Consider the following 20,665-nt stretch of genomic DNA (forward strand, 5'->3'; position numbering starts at 1 on the left):
AGAATTACGCCTTTTTTGTAAATTTTTTTTATAACTCGAAATTCGACCTATTATTTATTTGGGAGGAGTGTATGAAAAAAATCTTTTTTTTAACCTGTTATTTTTTTATTGGAATATTTGTTTACTCTCATGATCTTGCCGAGGCTGTTTTTGAGTGCGATATGCCAACCGTTCAAAAATATGTAGAAAAACTTAATGCAGATTTAAATAAAAAAACTGATTGTTATATTGATAATGTTGAAAATCCGACATATTTGTTTATTTCTGTGCATAATCGAAATCAAGGAAGTGAAATTGAAAAACGTAGAATGGTAAAATATCTTCTTGAGCATGGTGCACTAATTGATGATGATACATTTTTTTATGTTTTAGAATTCTCTGATTATGAAATGCTTTGGGTTCTCTACAATTATGGTAATTTTGATAATTACCGCACTATTTCGATTGGAGATATAGAAGCAAGTCATTCTCCAATAAATTCTGTTGTAAATCTTTTTGGGAGTTTATTTGGTAAAGAGTCCGAATATGAGGAATTAGAGAAAAAAAAATGGACTTTATTGGATTACTTTTTATCTAGTTATTTTCATAGATGGCATGAGAGTTATAATTATAATGCACAAAGAAATCTTTATGATGGTGTTTATTATGGTGGTTCGATTTGGGATAATAAAGATACTGATAATTTTTATATGATTGAAGCTCTTTGTAGAATAAGTTCAACTGTTAATTATGAGAACTGCAATCATACTGTATGGCTTATAGCTGAAGATTTAGATCATACTAGAAAATATCTTAGAGAAGGAGGCGCTTTTCGTAATATTGATTTTATGGCAATGAATTTGTTAAAAAATGAAGAATTGGTTTCATTTCTTAAAGATTTAGATTTTTACAAACCTATAAATATAGAATCGAAAAAACTTGGACAAACTGCTTTTTGGATTTTACAGGAATATTTCAAGGGAAAAATAGATAGTAATACTATAAAATTTTTAAAAGCTGTATATTCAGAACGTGTAAATGGAAGTTCAGAAGATATAACTCAAATAATTTTGGATTGTATTAATAGTGGAATAAATTTACATACACAACTTGATAATTTTTCAAAATATAATCCATTTATTTTTGCTGCTATGTATTGCTATCCAGAGACATTGGAAAAGATAATTTCTGTTGATAAAAATTATAATTTAAAAATGTATGATTATGTTAGTGATGATGTAATAAAATTTAGATTTAATGGAGATGTAAAAGATTTTTATAGTATGCCTGTAGATGACATCATATTTGTAAAGTGTCCAACGGAGAATATAAAATTTTTAAGAGAAAAGTTTGGTAGATAGACAATTTTTTAAATTTAGCTATTAAGTTATTCTGTTCTATGAATCTTGCATAAATGTTAAGTTGACACGTTACAAACGTACTTTCGTTGAAAGTAAAATCAACTAACATAAAATAAAATTGAGGAGTCTGATATGTCAGATTTAAAATCAGGTTTAATTCTTGAAGAAGGAGAATCTCTTGTAATGGAGATTGAAGCAGAACTTTGGGCTACAAGTTCAAATCCTTTGGCAATAGCCTTGGGGCAGATTCAGAAATTCTTTGCCAAAATTTTTGGTTATAGAGTTAATGGTTTTCTTGTTATCACAAACAGGAGAGTTGTTGAAGTTAAAAAGGTAATTGAATGTTATTGTTTTAATACAGGAACAACTGTAAAATATTTGCTTCCAAGCAGTGTGAAAGAAATTGGATATGAAAGGACTTCTACTTGTGGATGCTTCTGTCCTGCTTATTATCTTTATTATGAAAGTTTTACTCAGCGAACAAGAGTTATGCTTTCTGGTGCAGATGAAAAAACTGCTCAGAAGACAGTTGATGCTTTCTACAAAGCAATTTCTGCTGCCCAAGTAGGAAATGCATAGGTTTTTCAGATATTTATATTTGAATACTTACTCTTTTCTTTTGTTAATTTGTGGAATAATAATCGCTTTGATTCCTTTTTATAAGGTTTCAAAGTGGTTGATTATTCCGCAAGTGGCAGTCAGCCTGTTTTTTGTGATGAAATCTATGAAACTATTTTCAACATGGAAAGATAAAAAGGTAAAATATAGAATTCTTGTGGAAAAAAACAAAAATGAGTTTCATCCTGAGACTTTTAAAATTTTTATGCAGGCTCCATGTGGTGTTTTATTGACAAAAGTTGTATTAAAGGATTTGGGCTTAAAAAAAAGATATAGCGAAGTGAAAATATATAAGAAAACATTCTTTGATTTTATAAAAGATGGTTGCGCAAATAAAAATCAGGAAACAAGAATTTACATTAATAAGGATATTAAATGATTGTATTAAGCATTATTATAATTTTTATTATTTCAATATTATTAAATTTCTTTTTCGTAAAAAAACTTGAAAATAAAACGAACAGAGTATGCATGAGAGTTTTAAATGTGATTCTGTCTTTTGTATTTATAATACTATTTATTAGTGTTGATATTATGGGTAAACATTTAAACTCATTTATAGACTTAGGCATAGCGCAACTTGAAAAAAAAGTTGATGAAATATATCCAGGTACATTGGAAAAACAAATGAGCACGAAGGAAATAAAAAAAATTCTTGAGAAATCTCTTGAAAAAAATGATGTGAATGGTGTTCAAGCTTTAGCTGATAATATAATAAAAATTAAAATAGAAAAATATACGCTGGTAACGTTGAAAACAATAAATGTGTTGGAACGGGATAATAATAAGCTATCTGTAAAGGATGCCTTGGTGTCCATAAAAGAATTGTCAGTAAATTCCGTGTCTCCATATTTTAAGGTTGTGAAAGTTATATTATTTGTTTTGTATTTGGTATTGGGCTTGCTTTCAATTTTATTGACTTTTTATCTTCAAAAAGATAAGGACTTAAAAAATGACGGAATTGTTTTTGGTGAAGAGTCTGATAAAACTTTCATAGGAATGGAAACTGAATAACTGTATTCCACTCCAAAAATTCATTGTAAAATCCCCAAATACCAAGTAAAATTCCGTTATGAACAAATTCCTTTTTGCCTTGCCTGCGGTTTTCGTCCTGTTTTTCTCGTGCGATTTTTCAGGCGACAATTCCAACGACTACGCTTATTATAAAGTCGCTCCCAGAACGGAAGAATCGCAGTTTTCTCTTCCAGATTCAGGCTTGAAAATCGACATGATAACCATTTTGAATACGGATGAGATTGTTCTTGGAGAGGATGTTGAAAGCGTCACAAAAAATGTTTCCGTTGCTCCGTTCAGCATGTCAAAGTTCGAGGTAAGCTACAATGTGTGGCGTTTTGTTTACAAATGGGCAACTTCTGATTCGCGCGGAGAAAAAAAATATACTTTTGAAAATGCCGGTGCGGAAGGTCTGTACGGAGATTTGAGTAGCAGCAAGCTTTTTAATGAAGGCGGCGAACCGCAGGATAAAGGAATTCCTGTCTGCGGAATAAACTGGCGCGACGCTGTTGTTTGGTGCAACGCGTTGAGCGAATTGTGCGGCCTTTCCCCGGTTTACTGCACGGACTCAGCTTTAAAAAATCCGCTCAGAAGTTCAATTTATGCAGAAGGCGAAACTCCATCAAATATTCCGCTTCCTTTTGGAAACGCAAAAGCAACCGACATGACAAGCCTTGCCAAAGGAAACGTTGACAATCCTTACGTGAACAAAAGTGCGGACGGATTCAGGCTTCCGTACATTTATGAATGGGAATACGCCGCGCGCAAATGCAACGATGGCTCTTTTATAAGCGGAAAAAATGCTCCCGGCGACAAAAGTGGTCCTTGCAGCGGAAACTCAAAGCCCACTCTTATGGACGAAATCATGGGAATTACGCCAACGCCGCCTTCAAAAGTTGCAAGAAATTACGGCTGGAATATGGGCAACTCAAAGAATGACGGACCAAGAGAAACCGCCGCCGGCTGGGACGACAGAAATTCTGCGTGCAAAATTCCTGCGAACGGCTCAATGAGAATACACAAGCAGGGCGGAAAACTTCCTTCCGAACTTGGATTTTACGATCTTGCCGGAAACGCCTACGAATGGTGCTGCGACTTCGGCTCACCCTACGACTGGAAATATGAGGTCTACCCTTACAAAAGCATGAAACAGGGCGGCTACAACGCTTCTTATGTATATTTTGAATCCTGCTACAGAAGAGCCGACCCGGCCTACGTAAAGACCGGCGGACTTAGGCTTGCAAGAACCGTGGAGTGAAGGCTAAAATTTCTTCTTTATTTCCCAAAATCCAAACGGGTCTGTTTTTAGTTCGTGCTCATAAAGCGAAACGACTTTTCCAACATCAAAAAGCATTGCCTTGCAGCTTCCGATGTCAAAGTGTTTTATAAATCCCATTTCGTCAGCTATTTTTTGAATTTTGCACCAGGCTTTTACAGGCGGATTTCCTGCTTCAATAAACCATTCTTCAGGCGGATAGATTTTGTTGATTTCTGCGCTCGGAGCAAACATATCTGAAATTTCTTTTGGAGTGATTTCTTCAACATAATGCATTGCGGTAAGTTTATAAATGTCTACGCCCAAAAGCAGTGCCTTGCCTCCGTTGTGAATGGCAAAATTAAGTCCGCCATTTATAGCTTCTTGCGCATGTTTTCCCCAGCCTGAAATCTGCATGATTCCACTTCCTGTAAGAGTTCCGTTTTGCAGCCTGAAAGTGTCTGCTATAATTCCCATTGCGCTTTTTTTTCTTTCGTTGGGAAGGATTTTTATTTTGCAGGTTATTCCAAGTTTTTTGTCTTCGTCTGTGAGCGGAAGGGCAGGGCTAAGCCTTAATGCCGGCATAAAAATTGTGCCTTCTGAACCGATGCATTCCTTGATCGCGCTGATTACAGTTTCAGCTCCACCTTCAACATGACCAAAACTGCTTAAGCTGCTGTGAACTTCAAGACACATTCCTTCTTGCACGCCGTTTTTCCTAAGCGCATTTACGATAAAGCTCTTGTCCATTTTTTGCTCCGAGTGATTTTTTTTTGAATATCGAGTTTTAGGATTTCTTCAAATTTCTAGTCATTATCGGGCTTGACCCGATAATCTCTTGCAGTTTTTTTACCAAGATTGCCGTGTCAAGCGTGGCAATGACAGTAAATTTACAAAACTCGAAATTGAACTTACTAGAAAATTGTTCTGCGGATTCTACACTTTTTTTTTCATTAAGACAAGATGAATGTTCTTTATTTTCATTATGTTCTTGCTTTATAAAAAAAATTCTTCTATGCAAAAAGAATTAGGCTTTTTCTTTATTCCCCAAATCCAAGCATGATTCCGGCTCCTGCTGAAAAGCCGAGTATGTCGTTGAATGAAAGTTCGACTTTTGCAACAAGACTTGAAATGTTTAGAACAAGACCTAGCGAGAGTTTGTAGCTGAGAAAGAATGAGTCTGTAAAGTCATAAGTTTCTTTAGAATTTTCTATTTCCTCTTTTTTGTTTCCGTCGAATCCAACTCCTAAGCCGCCGCCAACGTAAGCCGCGAGGTTGCTATAGAGCCTTGGACCAAAGCATATTGAAAGCAGCCACGACTGAAGCTTTTCTTCATCTTCAAAGTTCCGCAAGTAGTCAATGCTGAATCCGCCGGCCGTTTCATCTATCAAGCTCAAAGCGTCAAATGAAAAGCCTATTCTGTCCGTGCTGAATTCTTTTTCTTCTACATCCTGATAAGGAGCGGTCGCTGAAACTCCGAAAATCCAGGGAAACTCATTATTGTAATTTCCGTAGTTAAAGTCGCTAGAACTTGAGCCAGAATAATCGTTGTAAGATGAAGAAGTTGAAGTGGAGGCAGGAGACGGATTCCATTCAGTCATTTTTGGAGGAAGGGGAAGACTTTTAAGAAAGTCAGGATATTCAAGGCAGAAGTCTTTGTCGGGGCGGCACTGAATTTCTTCTCCGTTGCTGACATAGCCGTAGACTACGTAGCCCAAATTGTCTGTCCAAGTCGGGTCAATCCAGAACCATACTCCGTCGTTGCGCATTACCCAAAGCCAGGCGTGGTTTGTTGCCCGCGTTCCGTTCTGCGCCTTGTGTGACTTTATATTTTTGTAGCTTGAATTTCCGTAAGTTCTAACAGGAATTCCGTTTTGAAATTTTGTTGCGTTTGAAGTTGAAGTTGGAACTGAAAGCTCGATGACGTTTGGATTTGAATTATTTCCGGCAAGAAAAAATTGACCTTTTCTCATTCCGTTTTTAATGTAAAGACTTTCGTTGTCTTTTATGTCCCAGTACGCAAATTCCGAATAGTCGAAACATACACCGTAAAACGTTATTGTGCGTGTCGTGTTCCCGGACATTTTCTTAAACCGCTCTGCCAGCAAATACGGTTTGTAGTAATCGAGAGGATCTTCACTCCAAGTTCCGCCCGCCTGCGTTGCCGAGTATTGCCCGATGCAAGCAGTCTGAACCGCCAAATCCTGAAGAATGCTGGTAAAGTCATCGGCATATACAGCTGCAATGGAAAAGAATGTAAGGAATAATATGTGCTGATAAAATTTCATGTGCGCTTAGTATACTGGGTTTTTAGAAAAAGGTATATTCATTGTTTTTGGGGAGAAAGTTTTTCATCAATATTAGTAGTTATTTATAACTATCTCGTGCAGCTTTAAACTCATCTGCCATTTTTTCTAGCTCTTCTATACCTTCTAGTTCTCTGCCAGAATATGATTGTCCGTGTTTTTTTAATAAAAGTTCACTTTCTGCTATACAATTGCTTGTTGCTAAATATGCCATGTTTGCAGCATTATATTTATTACCAACTGCATTAATTTTTCTTCCGTCATCCGTTGTTACATAATAACCTGGCTCACTAAAAAAGTAAAATTCTATTCTGGCATTTCTTATAACAAGCTGGATAATTTTTCCGTTTTTTCTATATTTTACACGACAGGCCCAATACCAATTTTCATCATCGAATGTAACATAATGTACTGCTAAATAAACAGGAGATGAAATCTTGGAAAACTCTGTTCCCACAAAACTCAATATATCTTTTTCTGTGAGATTTTCGTTTTCAGTACTTGCAATTGTTACCATTTTGCCTTCTTTGTCAAGCAGTCCAATTATTTCATCAAAATGGTTAATGTCTCTATGTTTAGAATTGGCAGTATTAGTAATTCCAGTGCTTTTCGTTGCAAGCGTGGTTGTATTTTTTGTGGAGGAGCGCTTTCTTCTATAAAAGTTTCTTCCATATCTGAATATGTAAGATTTTTATTTTCAGTACTTGCGATTGTCATCCACCCATCCTGTGCATAAATGTGTGAAAAAATGCAAAATAGAATTGCTATAACAAAAGTTTTCTTCTTCATCTTAAATTTCTCCTTTATGTTGTTTTTTTTGCTAAAAATTGTATCTTACGGGATTTTGTCCTCCAATGTATTCTGGAGGAAGGCACTTGCCATTGTATTTTGTGCGGACACTATCTGAAGCAAGGTCGAGGTCAAACACTTTGCGTGCTCCAAAGAAATGAGGATGCGCTGTGCCGTCATCAAATTCCTCGTGGCAGCCTGTTGCTATATAGACTTCTTGAACTATGCCTGAAATTACAGAAAAAACGTAGTCGGCAGACATTGCTTTGTTTTCTGAACATCTCCACCATTTCCGTGTGGCTTCAACAAGACTTCCTCTGCGTCTTACAACTTCATCATGTGTAAAAAACATTACAACACGTTCGTCAATGTCTTTGATTTGTTCCATAAAATTTTCCCCTTTATATATTTTTCATAAAAAAAAGCAGGAACATTACGGTGTGTGCAATATTCCTGCTGCATAGTAAAAATATTATTTTTTTGTACAGACCATAGTTGTAGTTTTCATTTTACAAACTGCTGTCGTAGAATCCTTGTTTTCCAGTGTGATAACCGATTTTGCTGGACCAACTTTAAAAGTCAGCTCGTAAGATTCTCCGATTTTCTTTAGCTTATATGGACATTCAGAAAATCCATACATCAGCTTTCCGTCAGCTGAAAATTCGAAAACATCTACTCCTTTGCATTCCCATGATGTTGACAAAAATGGGTTTTCCGGAGAGCCTGGCTCAATGGCCACGCCTTCCGACTTTGCAAATAAAGACACCGCGCATAAAAGTACTACAGCAAACATTGAAATACTTTTAAAACCTTTCATAAAAAACTCCTTTTATCGTGATAATTTTCCACGATACATTTAATATAAATGTAATAATACATCTAAATACAGTTATCGTCAACAAAATATACAGAAATATACATTTTATTTAGATGTACATAGTTTTAAAAACATTGCCATAGTATGTGTATGCAGACTTTGCGGCAACAGTTCATTCAGAATCTCAAATTTTTTAGGAAACAAAAGGGAATGCGCCAGCTTGACCTTGCGCTTGAAATCGGAAAAAGCTCAAACTACATAAACAGCATTGAAAACGGCAAGTATTTTCCTTCCCCGGAAACAATCGAAAACATTGCGCTTTCACTTGGAATTGAGCCAGTCCGCCTTTTTGGAAATTGTGAAGAATCAGAAAAAGAAAAAATCACCGAAACTGTTCTTAATATAGAAGAAACCCTCAAAATCGAAGTCCTTGAAAGCATTCAGAAGGCCTTTTCAAAGATAAAGAATGCTTGATTTTTTTTGTAATGGATTTGGTACTATATAGAAGAAAATCAAATTAGTGGTCGTTTTTACATTCCGAACAGATCCGCATGGCTTCCTGTGTCAACAAGCTCAAGAATCAGAATGTCGTTGAAGATTCTGTAAATTAAAAGCAAATCTGGCAGAATATGGCACTCTCGGTTGCCTTTAAGATTTCCTGCAAGCTCGTGGTCGCGGAACCGTTCTGGCAGTTTTTCGCCTCTTTGAAGCAAATCGACTGTTTCTGCAATCTTTCTGATTGAAGATTTATTGCGTTTTGCCATTAGTTTAAGGTGCTTCTTGAAGCGGTTAGTCTGCCGGAGACTGTATTTGTTTTCTGTTTCGCTCATGCATCGATTCCTAGCTCGTCAAGAATTTCCTGAAAATTGTCGTACGTCTTCGCGTCCGGGTCGTTCATAATCTGGTCGGCTTCCTCGCTGGCAAGTTCAATTTCGCTCTTGCGTCTCGTCCGCTGCGGCTTGAACGGCAGCCCGTTTTCCCTCACCGACTGCCTCAAAAACATATTGATTGCGCTCGAAAGCGAAAGCCCCAAATCGTTGTAAAGCTCCGTCGCCTGTTCCTTTAGCTCTTTGTCAACTCTAACATTCATTGCTACTGTGTTCATATTTACAATATATGTTAAAAAGTTGCATTTGTAAAGAAAAATGATTGCATTTATGGTTATTCAGTTTTTTCTAATAGACATACACAATATGCTTTTATTGCGTTGCCTTCTCCCACTGCGTCTTGCTTTTCGTTTGTCTTTGCTTTTACAAAAACTCTTTCTGATGCAGTTTCAAGGATGTTTGCAATTGAACTGATTATTTTTTCTCGCCAAGGAAGCAATTTGGGTTTTTCTGTTTCTACCACGCAGTCAAGATTTTCTAAAGTCCAGCCTGCTGATTTTACGTCTGCCCAGATTTTTTTTAGAAGTTCAGCGGAATCAGCGTTTTTCCATTTTGGATTTTCGCTTGGAAAGTATGAGCCTATATCTCCCATGCCGGAAGCTCCCAAAAGAGAGTCGCTGATTGCATGAAGCAGAACATCTCCGTCTGAATGCCCAAGTTCTCCTTTTTCCGCCGGGATTTCGACTCCGCCCAAAATAAATTTTCTGCCTTCAACAAGCTTGTGCAAGTCTGTTCCAATTCCTATGCGGATCATTTTTGTTTCCTTGGAAATATCCTGAATAAAAGTTATCTTCTTGTTTTTTTCGCTGCCTTCAACAACGTGAACTTTTTTTCCGCCTGTAAAATTTGGAAAAGCGTCCCAAACTTCTGTGTCGTCCGTGAACTCAAGTTTTTTTTGAAAAGCCGCTTTGTGGCATTCAATCAGCGGTTCAAGCAAAAATCCCTGCGGAGTTTGCACGGCTCCCAAATTTTTTCTTACAAGATGACGGCTGATTGTTCCATCCGGCGCAATTTCTTTTTGCGTGTCAACAGGCTGAACTGCCGGAACTGCCGCTCCAAACTCTTGCGTTTTAGAAATCACATCCTGAATTATTTTTTTTGAAACGAACGGACGCGCGCCGTCATGGATTAGGACAATTGAATTTTTATTTTTGATTTTACAAAGTGCCTTGAAAACTGATTCTTGCCTTGTAGCTCCGCCTTCTGCAAAAGTCAGCGTTGTGTTCTTTAAAAGGCTTTCTAATTCTGTGTCGGCAAGCAATGCGGTTTTTGCTTCCTGCTCGCCATCTTTTGGAATGGAAACTATGATTTTTGAAAAATCCGCGGCTTCAACAAAGGCACGGACTGATTCAGAAAGCACAGTTCCTTTTTTTAATGGAAGGTATTCTTTTTTTTTGCCAAGCCCCATTCGGCTGGAAGAGCCTGCGGCGGCTATGACAAGAACTTTATTAATCATCATCCTCGCTGTCAAAGTCTTCGGAATCTTTTTCGTTAGATGAAGTTTCTTCTTCAAACTCATCATCGTCTTCATCTTCGTCAGCAAAGGCTTGTTTCTTTTCAATCTTTAAACCGAGCGGCTCAAGTTTTTCGTGCAGCATGGCTTCAACTTCCTTGTCGGAAATTCCAAAGGCTTCTGCAATTTCGTCCTCAAGAAGTTTTTTTGCATTGTCGTAAAGTTTGCGCTCAAGAATCGGAAGTTCCTTTACTTTTGAGCGGTGGTAAAGACAGCGAACGATTGCCGCAATGTCGCCGATTGTGCCTTTTTTGAGCAGGTCAAGGTTCATTTGGTAGCGGAGTTTCCAGTCGGAAGTAGGAGGCTCAAAGTCGTCGCTGATTGAATTCAGTGCAGCCTGCGCTTCATCTTTTGAAACGATTGCGCGGATTCCTAAGTCCTTTGATTTTGATACAGGAACCATTACATTCATGTCGGAAACTTCAAGATAAATTTTGTAGTAATATGTCGGCTCGTTGTTGAAGTCTTTTTTGAAAATCTCTGTGATTTTTCCAACGCCCTGGCTTGGGTAAACAACTTTTTGGTTTACAGAAAATTCTGTCTTTGGTTTTGCCATAATGAAATTATTATAACACAGTTTCTTTAAAAATTCAACGCTGAAAAAAAATGAGTGAATCGAATGAAAATGAAATTATAATAGTCTTGAAAAGATTCCTCGAGTTTAAAAAAAAGATGCCGAGTTTTTCCTTGAAACTTGTTTTTTTTTCCGACTGACTTTTTGCTTCTATTATGCTATACTTTTCGAAAAATTCTTGGAAACAATGTCTGTAATTTTATAAGTTGTCATTGCCGGACTTGATCTGGCAATCTAATAAACTTTGTGTTGACAGATTTCCGGGCCAAGCCCGAAGATGATACGGCTTTAAATTGACGGCATTGCTTAATGGAGAACAAAATGAATTTAATAGAAGAATATAAGAAATTTCTTGAAGACGGAAAAACTGAACGCGAATGTGTCTCGCTTATAATTCAGCTTGCGGAAAAAAATGGATACAAAGATATTCAGAAAACTGACTCCTTAAAGCCGGGCGAAAAAGTCTATGTGTGCAAACGCAATAAAAGCATCGCGCTTTTTGAAATTGGCACAGGCTCCATTGAAAACGGAATGAATATTCTTGGAGCGCACATTGATTCTCCTCGCTTGGACGTAAAGCAGAATCCGCTTTATGAAAAAGATTTTCTTGTTTATTTGAACACGCATTATTATGGCGGAATAAAAAAATATCAGTGGGTTACTTTGCCGCTTGCCTTGCACGGAGTTGTCTGTTTAAAGGACGGTTCTACTGTAAAAATTTCAATTGGCGAAAAATCCGATGAGCCTGTTTTTTGCATTTCAGATATTCTTCCGCACCTTGCGCAAAAGCAAATGAAAGAAACAGCCGCTGATTTTATAGACGGAGAAAGTTTGGACTTAATCTGCGGAAGTGAAATTCTTTCAGCACAAAATGAAGATTCAGAGTCAAAGGAAAAAGACAAGGCAAAAAAACTTGTTCTGAATATTTTAAAGGAAAAGTACGGAATTGAAGAAAAAGATTTTAATTCTGCTGAACTTGAAGTTGTTCCGGCTGGAGCTCCAAGAGACTTGGGGTTTGACCGCAGTTTAATTTTGGCTTACGGACAAGACGACCGCTCTTGCGCTTACACTTCTGCACAGGCGATGGTGGACAGCAAGGCTTCTTCCAGAACAAACTGCTGCATTTGCGTTGACAAGGAAGAAATCGGAAGCTATGGCGCAACTGGAATGGGAAGCCATTTTATGGAGAACGCAGTTGCGGAAGTTGTTGCCCGGCTTGGTGAATATTCAGAGCTTTCTGTGCGCCGTTGTCTGAACAACAGCTGGATGCTTTCTAGCGATGTGAATTCAGCTTATGATCCAATGAATGCGAGTTTGTTCGACAAGGAAAATTCTTCGTTCCTCGGAGGCGGAATTGTTTTCCAAAAGTATACGGGTTCACGCGGAAAGTCCGGGGCAAGCGATGCTGATCCTGAATTTATTGCAAAGCTTAGAAATGTTCTTGATGCTGGAAATGTAAAATATCAGCTTGCAGAACTTGGCAAAGTTGACCAGGGCGGCGGCGGAACAATTGCGCATCTTGCCGCGAAATATGGAATGTATGTTCTTGATGCTGGCGTTGCGGTTTTGAGCATGCACGCTCCGTGGGAAATCACTTCAAAAGAAGATATTCAGCAGGCGTACAACGGCTACAAGCTTTTCTTGGGAATGAAATAATGTTTGACTATATTCTTTTTGATTTTGACGGAACTTTAATGGATACTTCAAAAGGCGTTTTCAATTCGTTTGACAAAGTTGTTGTCCATTACGATTTAAAAGTTGACCGCGCGGTCTACAGCACGATGATAGGTCCGCCTTTAAAAGAAAGTTTTTCCAAGATTCTCAGGCTTCCAGAAAATGAAATTCAAAACGCAATGCAAGTTTACAGAAGTTATTATTCTGAAAAAGGAATGTTCGAAGCGGAACTTTACAGCGGTGTTGTTGAGCTTATAAAAAATCTGCGCACTGCCGGAAAAAAAGTATTTGTTGCAACGAGCAAGCCAGAAGTTTATGCAAGTCAAATTCTTGAGCGCAAGGGAATCCTAGAACTTTTTGATTTTGTGGGCGGAAGCGACTTGGAAGAAAAATCCCGTGTTGAAAAATGCGATGTTGTAAAATATGTTTTGGAATCAAACGGAATTTCAGGCGAAAAAGAAAAATGCATTTTAATTGGCGACCGTCATTATGATGTGGACGGCGCGCATTCTGCCGGAATAAAGTGCGCGGGAATTCTTTGGGGCTTTGGAACAAGAAAAGAATTTGAAGAGTGCGGCGCGGATTTTATTTTTGAATCTACAAAAAATGTTGAAGCTTTTCTTATTCAAAAATAGTAAATTAAAAATGGAGGCAATTTATGTCTGAAAAAAAATACAACGTGGACAGTTTTAATTTGGATCACACAAAGGTTACAGCTCCTTTTGTGCGTTTGGCTTCTGAAAAAACTGGCAGAAAGGGCGACATTGTAAGCAAGTATGATGTTCGTTTTTGCCAGCCGAACAAGGAATTCATGCCGACTGGAGCGATTCACACTTTGGAGCATCTTGTTGCTGAATATATAAGAGATGAGCTTCCTCGAATTGTAATTGACTTTAGTCCTATGGGATGCAGAACCGGATTTTATCTTACAGTCTGGGGCGACCACGAGGAATCTTATATTGCCGAGCATCTTTGCAATGTTCTTGAAAAAGTTGCTGCTTGGAATAAAGAAATTCCTGGAAGCACAGAAATTGAGTGCGGAAACTTTAAGGACCATGACTTGGAAGGCGCAAAAAAACTTGCTGCCCGCTGGGTTAAGGAAATCAGAGAAAAAGGCTGGAATTGCTACAAAAATTTATCGTAGTTCAGATAAAAAAATAGTGTTAGAATGCGTCTTGGAAATTATAGTTTTCCGTGGTCTTTTTTATAAAAGTATTTTTCTAATTCGTTCATACTTTAGGAGTGTGCAACAAAAACTTTGTCTAAAATAGCGTCAAAGTTTTGTTCACAAGTTTGCGTTGCAAACTTCCTTTATCAAGTGCATATTCTCATTTCATTGCGAATATGCTTAAAAAGTCAAATCGAAAGTTAAAACTTTCTCATTGGCTTTTTATGGGAGAATTGATGAACCTGTTTCAAAAATTCAAGGAGACGTTCTTTTCTGTCTTCCCTATTATGGTGATTGTTCTTTTGCTTTCGGTCACCGTTGCTCCTTTAAGTCTTAACATAATTGTAAGGTTCATTGTAGGAGGAATTCTTGTTGTTGTCGGGCTTACATTTTTTCTGCTTGGCGTTGACATTGGAATTCTTCCTATAGGTGAGCGAAGCGGTGCAGCTCTTACAAGTAAAAAAAATCTTGTCTTGCTTCTTTCTGCTTCATTCTTGATTGGCGTTATGGTTACAATTGCCGAGCCTGATGTTCAAGTTCTTGCGGACCAGATAAAAAGCCTTTCTTCAAATGTAAATAAATGGGGTCTTGTTCTGGGCATTGCGGTTGGCGTAGGTTTCTTTATAACAATCGGACTTTGCAGAACAGTTTTTTCCCTTAAGCTTAGAACGGTCTTGATTATTTCATACATTGCGTTGTTTGCTCTTGCATTCATGTGCCCGAAAGAACTTCAGGGTGCGGCGTTTGATGCAGGAGGAGCGACAACAGGACCTATGACAGTTCCGTTTATCATGGCTCTTGGAATGGGTGTTGCTTCTGTGCGTCATGCAGGCTCTTCAAAGGAAGGCGGAACAAGCGACAGTTCATTTGGTCTTACAGGAATTGCAAGTGTTGGACCTGTCGCCGCAGTTTGTGTTTACGGAATGGTTTTGAATTTTTCTGGCGCAGGCGCATCTTCTCCAGCTTCTGGGTCGGCGGAATCTTCTGCTGACAATCTTCAGGAAGGGCTTTCAGTTTTTATTGAATATCTGCCGGAAGTTGTGCGTGAAGTTTTTATGTCGATGCTTCCGCTTATAATAATGTTTGCGGTTTTCCAGATTTTGCTTTTAAGGCTTCCTCCAGTTCAAATTAGAAAAGTTGCCCAAGGAATTTTGTATTGTTTTTTTGGACTTATTTTGTTCTTGGTTGGAGCGGACGGCGGATTTATGAGCGCAGGAAAAATGCTTGGCAGTGTTCTTGGACAGGCGGCCTTTTCCAACGGCGGAATTTGGGTTGCACTTATAATTATTGTTTCACTTTTGTTTGGGGCGATTACAGTTTGCGCAGAACCGGCGGTTTGGGTTCTTACCGAGCAGGTTGAAACAGCAACTGGCGGAAACATCAGAAGAAAAATTATCCTTGCGACTCTTTCGCTTGGAGTTGCGGCTTCAATCGCATTGTGCATGATCCGCATTTTGTATGGATTCAGCTTGTGGTACATTTTGATTCCAGGCTATGCCGTTGCGCTTCTTTTGACTTTTTTCAGCCCTCCGCTTTTTATGGGAATTGCTTTTGATTCCGGTGGAGTTGCCTCTGGACCTATGACTAGCACATTTATTCTTTCGTTTACAATTGGCGCGGCTTCTGCAAACGGAACTGATTCTGCCGCCGGAGCGTTCGGAGTTATTGCCCTTGTTGCCATGACTCCGCTGATTGCAATTCAGATTCTTGGAATAATTTTCAAACTGAAGACAAGAAAAAAGGAGGTTAAGCAATGAGCGCATTTTATCTTTTATTAGCTGAAGTTCCACAAAATAAAGCTGAGCTTGTTTCTGATTCTGCTGTAAAGGCTGGAAGTTTTGGCGGAACTGTTTTACGAGGAAAAGGAATTTCTTCAAGCGGAATTGCAGATGCTCTTGGGCTTGGTGCAAAAACAAAGGACATTGTTCTTATTCTTGTTGAACAGGAAAACAAAGAGAAAATTTTTTCAGCAATACAAGAAGCCTGCGAAAATGAAAAAAAAGATTTTGGTTACCTTTGCGCTTTGGAGTCGGACACAATGGTAAAAGCAGGAATTATAAAAGGAAAGGAAGGCGATGCTATGTCAGAAGGAAAACAGACTTTAATTTCGGTGATTTTGAATAAAGGTTATGCAGATGATGCGATGGCTGCGGCAAGAAAAGCTGGGGCTGGCGGTGGCACTGTTATAAATGCAAGAGGAACTGCGCGTGAGGACGATGCAAAATTTTTTGGAATGCACATTGTTCCAGAAAAAGAAATGCTTATGATTATTGTTGATTCCGAAAAAAAAGATTCAGTTCTTGATGCGGTAAAAAATCTTGCTTGCTTGCAGGAACCGGGAAGCGGAATTGTTTTCTGTTCAACTGTCAATTCTTTTTCAACTCTTGGGAAAAAATAATGGCAAATGAATTTGAAGTTGAAAATGTTTCTTTAGACGGCTGGAAAAAATATTTTAAAATTCAGCTTTTTAAGGAAATTGACAGCACAAATTCTGAACTTGTCCGCCGTGGAAATTCACTTCTGCCTCTTTTAAATGAAGACGGCTCTTTGACTGTAAATGGCGGAATCTTTAATAACACTCTTGTTGCAGCCGAATCCCAAACTTCTGGACATGGACGCTTGGGACGTTTTTTTTATTCTCCGTCTTTGACTGGAGCGTATTTCAGTTTTTCAGTTGTAAAAGAAGGCGGCATAAAAAATCCTGCGCTGTTTACGGTAAGTTCCGCTGTTGGAGTTTGCCGTGCCATAAAAAAATTGTTTGGGACAACCTGTTCAATAAAATGGGTGAACGATGTTTTTTGCGGCGGAAAAAAAGTCTGTGGAATTTTAACTGAAGGAATTGTAAACTCCTCAAAAGGAATTGTCGAAGCCGCTGTTGTTGGAATCGGCATAAATCTCGCTACTCAAAATGATTTTCCAAAAGAACTTCGAAAAAAAGCAGGCGGAATTTCCTCAGAAGAATTTTTGTCTGAAAAAAAAATAAACAGTCAAAAACTGATATTTTGCTGCATGGATGAAATAACCGCAATCTTAGCTTCTGGTGAAAATATCATTCCTGAATATAAAAAACTTTCTTGTTTGCTTGGCAAGGAACTGGATGTTTCGCCTGTGATTGGTCAGGAAAAATCATTTAAAGCAAAAGCCCTGGACATTACTGATGACGCAGGGCTTTTAGTTGAACTTGCCGACGGAACAAAAAAAATTCTTCATTCCGGCGAAGTTACACTTCATTCATTTTTAGGCTAGAATTTTTTTGCAAGCAAATTTTTCTGTGTTTCTGTATTGTACAAAGCCAAAACTTCAACTGCAAAATTATCTTCAAGGTCGCGCTTGTAATTCTGAATTTTAGAAATGTAATCAAGCGTAATCTGAGGTGTGCTGTTTTTTCTTACTTTGTTTGCTCCGGCATTGTACATTGCAAGAGCTGCGATTTCGTTTCCTGCTGTGTTCAGGCAGAATCTTAAATGCGAAAGTCCGTAATGCGCAGAAGTTTTCGGATCATAAAAATCAGATTCTTCTAGCTTTGGGAAACTTGTGTTGTTCAATTGAAAAAGTCCGCGGTCAATGCTTCCGTTTGTATTTTTGTGCATTGCCGTTACTTTGAAATTGCTTTCTGTATGGGCAAGAGCAAATGCAAGTGAAAGCGGAATATTGAATTCTTCTGCTGACTGAAGCACTGCCTGCGCAACTTCGCGGCTGTTTACAACTCTTGAGTAGTACCATTCAACTGCGGCTCTGCTTTGCGGCTGCTTGTAAAGAATAAGTCCGGCATCGTCTTTGTTTTTAGTTTCAATTACAAGTTCAGGATATTCTTTGTCAAAAATTGATTCGTAATTTACGCTTTGTTCCTGCAATGGTTCAGATTGCGCATTTTCTGAAGCCACAATATTTTCAGCGGACTTTTCCGCAGGAATAAAAATAAGAGTGAATACGCAAAGAGCTACAAAAAACAGGCTGAATGCTACAGTTCCTGAAACAAGTTTGATAAAGTAGTTGTGCTCATAATCCATGGTATATTCTCCATAAAAGTTGTTTTCCTTTCTGTAAAATTTAATAAATGCAAAGGATATGTTCAACTTTTTCTTTATTTTGACAAAAAATAAAAAAATGTTCAAGAGAATTTACTGAAAAACTTTTGAAACTGTTGCGCTATTTTGCAGATAGTGATGTTTTGTTGAAGCTAGAGACTGCGGTCTTAAAACTTTGCAATTTTTTCATCAGAAGCAATAAGCTTTTCATCCGAGCTAAAAAAAATGTAATGCCCGTGCTTTGCCTTTAATTCTGATATAAAAAATTCTGGGTCAACATTTTCTGGAACTGAAAAGCCTATTACGTTTTCGCAGTCTTTTATTCGCCTTGCGCAATGCTTGAAACTTGCCGTGAAGATTTCTTTTTCTTCTTGAGTTTCTGGAGTTTTTTCTGCGGAAGGAATTATTATTGCGAATGATTTTTTTTCTTCAAGTTTTTTTAGCCACTCTCTGAATTCTGCAAGAAATTCTTCATTTGCATTTTCTTCTGAGCCTGTGAGTTCTTGCGTAACATTTATAGAGTAAAGCGCGTTTTTGTCTGGCTCGGAATCATTTTTGCAGGATTTTCCTTCTATATACTTTGCATTTTTTGTGTCAAGCTCAGTTCCGTTTAAAAAATAAATTTTGTTTTTTTCTGAATAAAATTTCGCTTCGATTTTCATTTTCTACCTTTAAATTTGAATCCGTATTTTTTTTGCTTTTCTTTGTACAAAACTGAGTCGGCATATTCAAGCAGGGAATTTATGTCGTATCCGCTTTTTCCGCCGAATGGAGCTGAGCCTATGCTTATTGAAAGTGTAAACGGTTCTCCTGAATTTTTGTTGTATTCATCGCAATAAACTTGAAGCCTGTCTTTTAGCTTTGAAAAATTTTCCTGGTTGAGTCCTGCTGCGAGTATTGCAAATTCATCTCCGCCAAGACGCGCTATTGCATCTGAGGAGCGGAACGTTTTCTTTAAAAGCGCGGCTTCATTTTTTATGGCTCTGTCTCCTGCGGCGTGCCCATGCGTGTCGTTTATTTTTTTCAGCCCGTCAATGTCGCCAAAAAGAACCAGCCCGCTTTGTCCGCTGTTCATGGCTGTTTCAAGAATCCTTGAGCTTATGGAAATAAATCCGCGCCTGTTTAAAAGTCCTGTAAGTTCGTCCGTAACAGAAACTGCACAGATTTTGTTGTAGTCTTTTTCAAGTTTTTTAAGCTTGTTTTTTGCCTGGCTGAAAGTAACTGCGTTTGCAATGCTGGATGAAATCATTTTGCAAACCATTGAGTAAACGGAAGAATCGTAGTCGCCCGGTCTGTAAACTATGTATCCGTAAATCAGCGAATTGTTGAACAAAGTGCAAACATACATTCCGTCCATTGAAGAAAAAATTTCATCAGGGAGCATTTTTGATTTTGGATCAAAATAAATTTTTTCCGAATTGTGGCTGAGAATAAAATTGTTTTGCTTGTCAAATGCTGAAAAAATATAAGTCTTATCTGGAAACTTGAAGAAGTCAAAACGCTCGGTTGAAACTGGAGATTCAAAAAGGCATATTGCCGCCGCAGTTATTCCGTAAGAAATCAAGTCGCTGTTTATTCTTTGCCTTAGACTGTCTAATGTGATTTCGGCTTGCAAAGTTGAGTAGTGCTGAATAATCTGAATAAAATTATTTCTGTTCGCATACCATTTGTTCAGCCCAAAATCCATTATGTTTTTTACGGAAGCTTCAATTTTGTTTCCCTTGATTCCAATTCCAACGCCAGTTGTATCTTTTGGTGAAACGCATCCGCAAGTCTGCCTGAAAACTGGATAGGAACTTATGGCCTTTTTTATTGAAGTGTTTTCGCCGTTTATTATTTTGTACAAAAGCTTTGCTGCGGCTTCAGTTTGCTTTTCTACATTTTGGTTTATAGATGTAAGAGACGGAGTTACACAAGCTGCTCTGATTTCATCGTCGAATCCTGTAACTGTTACTTCCTGTGGAATTTTCACATCGTACATTTTCAGGACATCGAGGCAAGCAAAAGCCATTTCGTCATTTAGCGCGACAATTGCTTCAAAGTCAAATTTGCCATTTCTTTCTCTGTATTCTCTTAAAGCGGAAATCGCTGTGTCATAAGTGAATCCGCCGTAAATTTTTTTAAATTCATCGAATTCAATTTTGTATTTTTTTAAAGTCTGCCTAAAAGCGTTTTCACGTTCACGTGCTTCCTGCGATTCGCCTTCCAAAGTCATTAGCGCAAAATTCTTTTTTTTGTGCGTTAAAATTAAATGCTCTACAAGCTGGCACATGCTTCGTTTGCAGGAAATTGTTATACTTGGAATATCTTCAAATTCGCAGCCTACAGAAACAACCGGCAGCGGAGAAAATGACTTTAAGTACATCCGCAAATATTCAGTTGAAACATTGTTGAGCTGTGTGCAGGTTAAAAAAATCATTCCGTCAACATTGTTGGAATTTATGTGGGAAGCGATAGCAAGATTCTGATATTCATAGTTGAAATTTACGGCGTTCATTGTTCCGATTGGAAAGACAACAAGCTCCGCATTATGTTTTTTCAGGAAATTTTGCGCTCCTTCAACTGCGCGGTTTGTGTATTCTGTTTCAAGATAGTCAACTATGATTGCAATTCTCTTCCTTAGACGCATAACATTATAATTATAGCAGATAATATTTCTGTAGGCAATAAAGATTTTTTTTC

General features: G+C 38.0%; 25 protein-coding genes. 12 read left to right on the forward strand and 13 right to left on the reverse strand.

Going from position 1 to position 20,665, the window contains the following annotated elements:
* The first annotated feature begins 71 nt into the window (after positions 1-71).
* From B3209_RS02005 to B3209_RS02025, 5 genes are all read left to right on the forward strand, one after another.
* Complete coding sequence (locus B3209_RS02005) at positions 72-1,340, forward strand: hypothetical protein (RefSeq protein ID WP_296665403.1); 1,269 nt, start codon at positions 72-74, stop codon at positions 1,338-1,340.
* Positions 1,341-1,472: 132 nt separating this feature from the next.
* Entirely contained in the window at positions 1,473-1,919 is a 447-nt protein-coding gene (locus B3209_RS02010; protein WP_296665401.1) for a hypothetical protein, read from the forward strand.
* A gap of 67 nt (positions 1,920-1,986) precedes the next feature.
* Positions 1,987-2,337, forward strand: a complete 351-nt coding sequence (locus B3209_RS02015; RefSeq protein WP_296665399.1) for a hypothetical protein — start codon at positions 1,987-1,989, stop codon at positions 2,335-2,337.
* Between the two features lie 92 nt (positions 2,338-2,429).
* Positions 2,430-2,972, forward strand: coding sequence for a hypothetical protein (locus B3209_RS02020; RefSeq protein WP_296665397.1), 543 nt, complete (start codon positions 2,430-2,432; stop codon positions 2,970-2,972).
* A 58-nt stretch (positions 2,973-3,030) separates the two neighbouring features.
* Positions 3,031-4,230: a formylglycine-generating enzyme family protein gene (locus B3209_RS02025; protein ID WP_296665395.1), complete on the forward strand. Its 1,200-nt coding sequence runs from the start codon at positions 3,031-3,033 to the stop codon at positions 4,228-4,230.
* Positions 4,231-4,233: 3 nt separating this feature from the next.
* On the opposite strand, the gene B3209_RS02030 is transcribed toward B3209_RS02025, so the two are convergent.
* The 6 genes from B3209_RS02030 to B3209_RS02055 all read right to left on the reverse strand — a co-directional run bounded on the left by B3209_RS02030 (position 4,234) and on the right by B3209_RS02055 (position 8,139).
* Positions 4,234-4,977, reverse strand: a complete 744-nt coding sequence (locus B3209_RS02030) for an AAC(3) family N-acetyltransferase (RefSeq protein WP_296665393.1) — start codon at positions 4,975-4,977, stop codon at positions 4,234-4,236.
* 290 nt (positions 4,978-5,267) lie between these two features.
* Entirely contained in the window at positions 5,268-6,515 is a 1,248-nt protein-coding gene (locus B3209_RS02035) for a hypothetical protein (protein WP_296665391.1), read from the reverse strand.
* 79 nt (positions 6,516-6,594) lie between these two features.
* Positions 6,595-7,050, reverse strand: coding sequence for a hypothetical protein (locus tag B3209_RS02040; protein ID WP_296665390.1), 456 nt, complete (start codon positions 7,048-7,050; stop codon positions 6,595-6,597).
* 26 nt (positions 7,051-7,076) lie between these two features.
* A complete protein-coding gene (locus tag B3209_RS02045) occupies positions 7,077-7,322 on the reverse strand; it encodes a hypothetical protein (RefSeq protein ID WP_296665388.1) in 246 nt (81 codons plus the stop codon).
* Positions 7,323-7,353: 31 nt separating this feature from the next.
* Positions 7,354-7,710: a hypothetical protein gene (locus B3209_RS02050; protein ID WP_296665386.1), complete on the reverse strand. Its 357-nt coding sequence runs from the start codon at positions 7,708-7,710 to the stop codon at positions 7,354-7,356.
* Between the two features lie 84 nt (positions 7,711-7,794).
* A complete protein-coding gene (locus B3209_RS02055) occupies positions 7,795-8,139 on the reverse strand; it encodes a hypothetical protein (protein ID WP_295795866.1) in 345 nt (114 codons plus the stop codon).
* Between the two features lie 150 nt (positions 8,140-8,289).
* On the opposite strand from B3209_RS02055, the gene B3209_RS02060 reads away from it, so the two are divergent.
* A complete protein-coding gene (locus B3209_RS02060; RefSeq protein ID WP_296665384.1) occupies positions 8,290-8,613 on the forward strand; it encodes a helix-turn-helix domain-containing protein in 324 nt (107 codons plus the stop codon).
* Positions 8,614-8,669: 56 nt separating this feature from the next.
* Here B3209_RS02060 and B3209_RS02065 read toward each other — a convergent pair whose 3' ends face one another.
* From B3209_RS02065 to B3209_RS02080, 4 genes are read right to left on the reverse strand one after another with little or no spacing between them, the layout of a single operon-like run.
* Positions 8,670-8,969: a type II toxin-antitoxin system YafQ family toxin gene (locus B3209_RS02065; RefSeq protein ID WP_296665383.1), complete on the reverse strand. Its 300-nt coding sequence runs from the start codon at positions 8,967-8,969 to the stop codon at positions 8,670-8,672.
* Positions 8,966-9,244, reverse strand: a complete 279-nt coding sequence (locus B3209_RS02070; RefSeq protein ID WP_296665381.1) for a type II toxin-antitoxin system RelB/DinJ family antitoxin — start codon at positions 9,242-9,244, stop codon at positions 8,966-8,968. The genes B3209_RS02065 and B3209_RS02070 overlap by 4 nt, the downstream gene beginning before the upstream one ends.
* Before the next feature lie 56 nt (positions 9,245-9,300).
* Positions 9,301-10,482 (reverse strand): 2-C-methyl-D-erythritol 2,4-cyclodiphosphate synthase, encoded by a 1,182-nt coding sequence (ispF, locus tag B3209_RS02075; RefSeq protein ID WP_296665379.1) that lies wholly within the window; start codon positions 10,480-10,482, stop codon positions 9,301-9,303.
* On the reverse strand, positions 10,475-11,095 hold the full coding sequence (locus B3209_RS02080; protein WP_296665377.1) for a CarD family transcriptional regulator: 621 nt from the start codon (positions 11,093-11,095) through the stop codon (positions 10,475-10,477). Before B3209_RS02080 ends, ispF begins: the two co-directional genes overlap by 8 nt.
* 339 nt (positions 11,096-11,434) lie before the next feature.
* Here B3209_RS02080 and B3209_RS02085 point away from each other — a divergent pair, with 339 nt between their 5' ends.
* The 6 genes from B3209_RS02085 (at position 11,435) to B3209_RS02110 (ending at position 17,201) form a co-directional block, all read left to right on the forward strand.
* Positions 11,435-12,769: an aminopeptidase gene (locus B3209_RS02085; RefSeq protein WP_296665375.1), complete on the forward strand. Its 1,335-nt coding sequence runs from the start codon at positions 11,435-11,437 to the stop codon at positions 12,767-12,769.
* Positions 12,769-13,422, forward strand: coding sequence for an HAD hydrolase-like protein (locus B3209_RS02090; protein ID WP_296665373.1), 654 nt, complete (start codon positions 12,769-12,771; stop codon positions 13,420-13,422). The genes B3209_RS02085 and B3209_RS02090 overlap by 1 nt, the downstream gene beginning before the upstream one ends.
* A 23-nt stretch (positions 13,423-13,445) precedes the next feature.
* On the forward strand, positions 13,446-13,931 hold the full coding sequence (locus tag B3209_RS02095; RefSeq protein WP_296665371.1) for an S-ribosylhomocysteine lyase: 486 nt from the start codon (positions 13,446-13,448) through the stop codon (positions 13,929-13,931).
* A gap of 260 nt (positions 13,932-14,191) precedes the next feature.
* Positions 14,192-15,712, forward strand: coding sequence for a DUF1538 domain-containing protein (locus B3209_RS02100; RefSeq protein ID WP_296665369.1), 1,521 nt, complete (start codon positions 14,192-14,194; stop codon positions 15,710-15,712).
* A complete protein-coding gene (locus tag B3209_RS02105; protein WP_295795841.1) occupies positions 15,709-16,353 on the forward strand; it encodes a P-II family nitrogen regulator in 645 nt (214 codons plus the stop codon). Before B3209_RS02100 ends, B3209_RS02105 begins: the two co-directional genes overlap by 4 nt.
* Entirely contained in the window at positions 16,353-17,201 is an 849-nt protein-coding gene (locus B3209_RS02110) for a biotin--[acetyl-CoA-carboxylase] ligase (protein ID WP_296665367.1), read from the forward strand. The genes B3209_RS02105 and B3209_RS02110 overlap by 1 nt, the downstream gene beginning before the upstream one ends.
* On the opposite strand, the gene B3209_RS02115 is transcribed toward B3209_RS02110, so the two are convergent.
* The 3 genes from B3209_RS02115 to B3209_RS02125 form a co-directional block, all read right to left on the reverse strand.
* Complete coding sequence (locus tag B3209_RS02115) at positions 17,198-17,965, reverse strand: lytic transglycosylase domain-containing protein (protein WP_295795837.1); 768 nt, start codon at positions 17,963-17,965, stop codon at positions 17,198-17,200. The two genes, B3209_RS02110 and B3209_RS02115, sit on opposite strands and share 4 nt — an antisense overlap.
* Before the next feature lie 185 nt (positions 17,966-18,150).
* Positions 18,151-18,645 carry a hypothetical protein gene (locus B3209_RS02120; RefSeq protein ID WP_296665365.1) on the reverse strand — a complete coding sequence of 165 codons (495 nt, stop codon included), beginning with the start codon at positions 18,643-18,645 and terminating at the stop codon, positions 18,151-18,153.
* Positions 18,642-20,612, reverse strand: coding sequence for a GGDEF domain-containing protein (locus B3209_RS02125; protein ID WP_296665363.1), 1,971 nt, complete (start codon positions 20,610-20,612; stop codon positions 18,642-18,644). Before B3209_RS02125 ends, B3209_RS02120 begins: the two co-directional genes overlap by 4 nt.
* Positions 20,613-20,665 lie beyond the last annotated feature (53 nt).

The organism is Treponema sp. UBA6852, from assembly GCA_002449305.1.
In the GTDB taxonomy this organism is placed as follows: Bacteria; Spirochaetota; Spirochaetia; order Treponematales; family Treponemataceae; genus Treponema_D.

Excerpts from the sequence above, each read along its gene's own strand:
- B3209_RS02060 (WP_296665384.1), top strand. The coding sequence starts at position 8,290 with ATGCAGACTTTGCGGCAACAGTTCATTCAGAATCTCAAATTTTTTAGG.
- B3209_RS02035 (WP_296665391.1), bottom strand. The coding sequence starts at position 6,515 with ATGAAATTTTATCAGCACATATTATTCCTTACATTCTTTTCCATTGCA.
- B3209_RS02055 (WP_295795866.1), bottom strand. The coding sequence starts at position 8,139 with ATGAAAGGTTTTAAAAGTATTTCAATGTTTGCTGTAGTACTTTTATGC.
- B3209_RS02080 (WP_296665377.1), bottom strand. The coding sequence starts at position 11,095 with ATGGCAAAACCAAAGACAGAATTTTCTGTAAACCAAAAAGTTGTTTAC.
- B3209_RS02030 (WP_296665393.1), bottom strand. The coding sequence starts at position 4,977 with ATGGACAAGAGCTTTATCGTAAATGCGCTTAGGAAAAACGGCGTGCAA.
- B3209_RS02100 (WP_296665369.1), top strand. The coding sequence starts at position 14,192 with ATGAACCTGTTTCAAAAATTCAAGGAGACGTTCTTTTCTGTCTTCCCT.
- B3209_RS02085 (WP_296665375.1), top strand. The coding sequence starts at position 11,435 with ATGAATTTAATAGAAGAATATAAGAAATTTCTTGAAGACGGAAAAACT.
- B3209_RS02115 (WP_295795837.1), bottom strand. The coding sequence starts at position 17,965 with ATGGATTATGAGCACAACTACTTTATCAAACTTGTTTCAGGAACTGTA.
- B3209_RS02095 (WP_296665371.1), top strand. The coding sequence starts at position 13,446 with ATGTCTGAAAAAAAATACAACGTGGACAGTTTTAATTTGGATCACACA.
- B3209_RS02110 (WP_296665367.1), top strand. The coding sequence starts at position 16,353 with ATGGCAAATGAATTTGAAGTTGAAAATGTTTCTTTAGACGGCTGGAAA.
- B3209_RS02045 (WP_296665388.1), bottom strand. The coding sequence starts at position 7,322 with ATGAAGAAGAAAACTTTTGTTATAGCAATTCTATTTTGCATTTTTTCA.
- B3209_RS02050 (WP_296665386.1), bottom strand. The coding sequence starts at position 7,710 with ATGGAACAAATCAAAGACATTGACGAACGTGTTGTAATGTTTTTTACA.
- B3209_RS02020 (WP_296665397.1), top strand. The coding sequence starts at position 2,430 with ATGAGAGTTTTAAATGTGATTCTGTCTTTTGTATTTATAATACTATTT.
- B3209_RS02120 (WP_296665365.1), bottom strand. The coding sequence starts at position 18,645 with ATGAAAATCGAAGCGAAATTTTATTCAGAAAAAAACAAAATTTATTTT.
- B3209_RS02090 (WP_296665373.1), top strand. The coding sequence starts at position 12,769 with ATGTTTGACTATATTCTTTTTGATTTTGACGGAACTTTAATGGATACT.
- B3209_RS02040 (WP_296665390.1), bottom strand. The coding sequence starts at position 7,050 with ATGGTAACAATTGCAAGTACTGAAAACGAAAATCTCACAGAAAAAGAT.
- B3209_RS02005 (WP_296665403.1), top strand. The coding sequence starts at position 72 with ATGAAAAAAATCTTTTTTTTAACCTGTTATTTTTTTATTGGAATATTT.
- B3209_RS02025 (WP_296665395.1), top strand. The coding sequence starts at position 3,031 with ATGAACAAATTCCTTTTTGCCTTGCCTGCGGTTTTCGTCCTGTTTTTC.
- B3209_RS02010 (WP_296665401.1), top strand. The coding sequence starts at position 1,473 with ATGTCAGATTTAAAATCAGGTTTAATTCTTGAAGAAGGAGAATCTCTT.
- ispF (WP_296665379.1), bottom strand. The coding sequence starts at position 10,482 with ATGATTAATAAAGTTCTTGTCATAGCCGCCGCAGGCTCTTCCAGCCGA.
- B3209_RS02125 (WP_296665363.1), bottom strand. The coding sequence starts at position 20,612 with ATGCGTCTAAGGAAGAGAATTGCAATCATAGTTGACTATCTTGAAACA.
- B3209_RS02065 (WP_296665383.1), bottom strand. The coding sequence starts at position 8,969 with ATGAGCGAAACAGAAAACAAATACAGTCTCCGGCAGACTAACCGCTTC.
- B3209_RS02070 (WP_296665381.1), bottom strand. The coding sequence starts at position 9,244 with ATGAACACAGTAGCAATGAATGTTAGAGTTGACAAAGAGCTAAAGGAA.
- B3209_RS02105 (WP_295795841.1), top strand. The coding sequence starts at position 15,709 with ATGAGCGCATTTTATCTTTTATTAGCTGAAGTTCCACAAAATAAAGCT.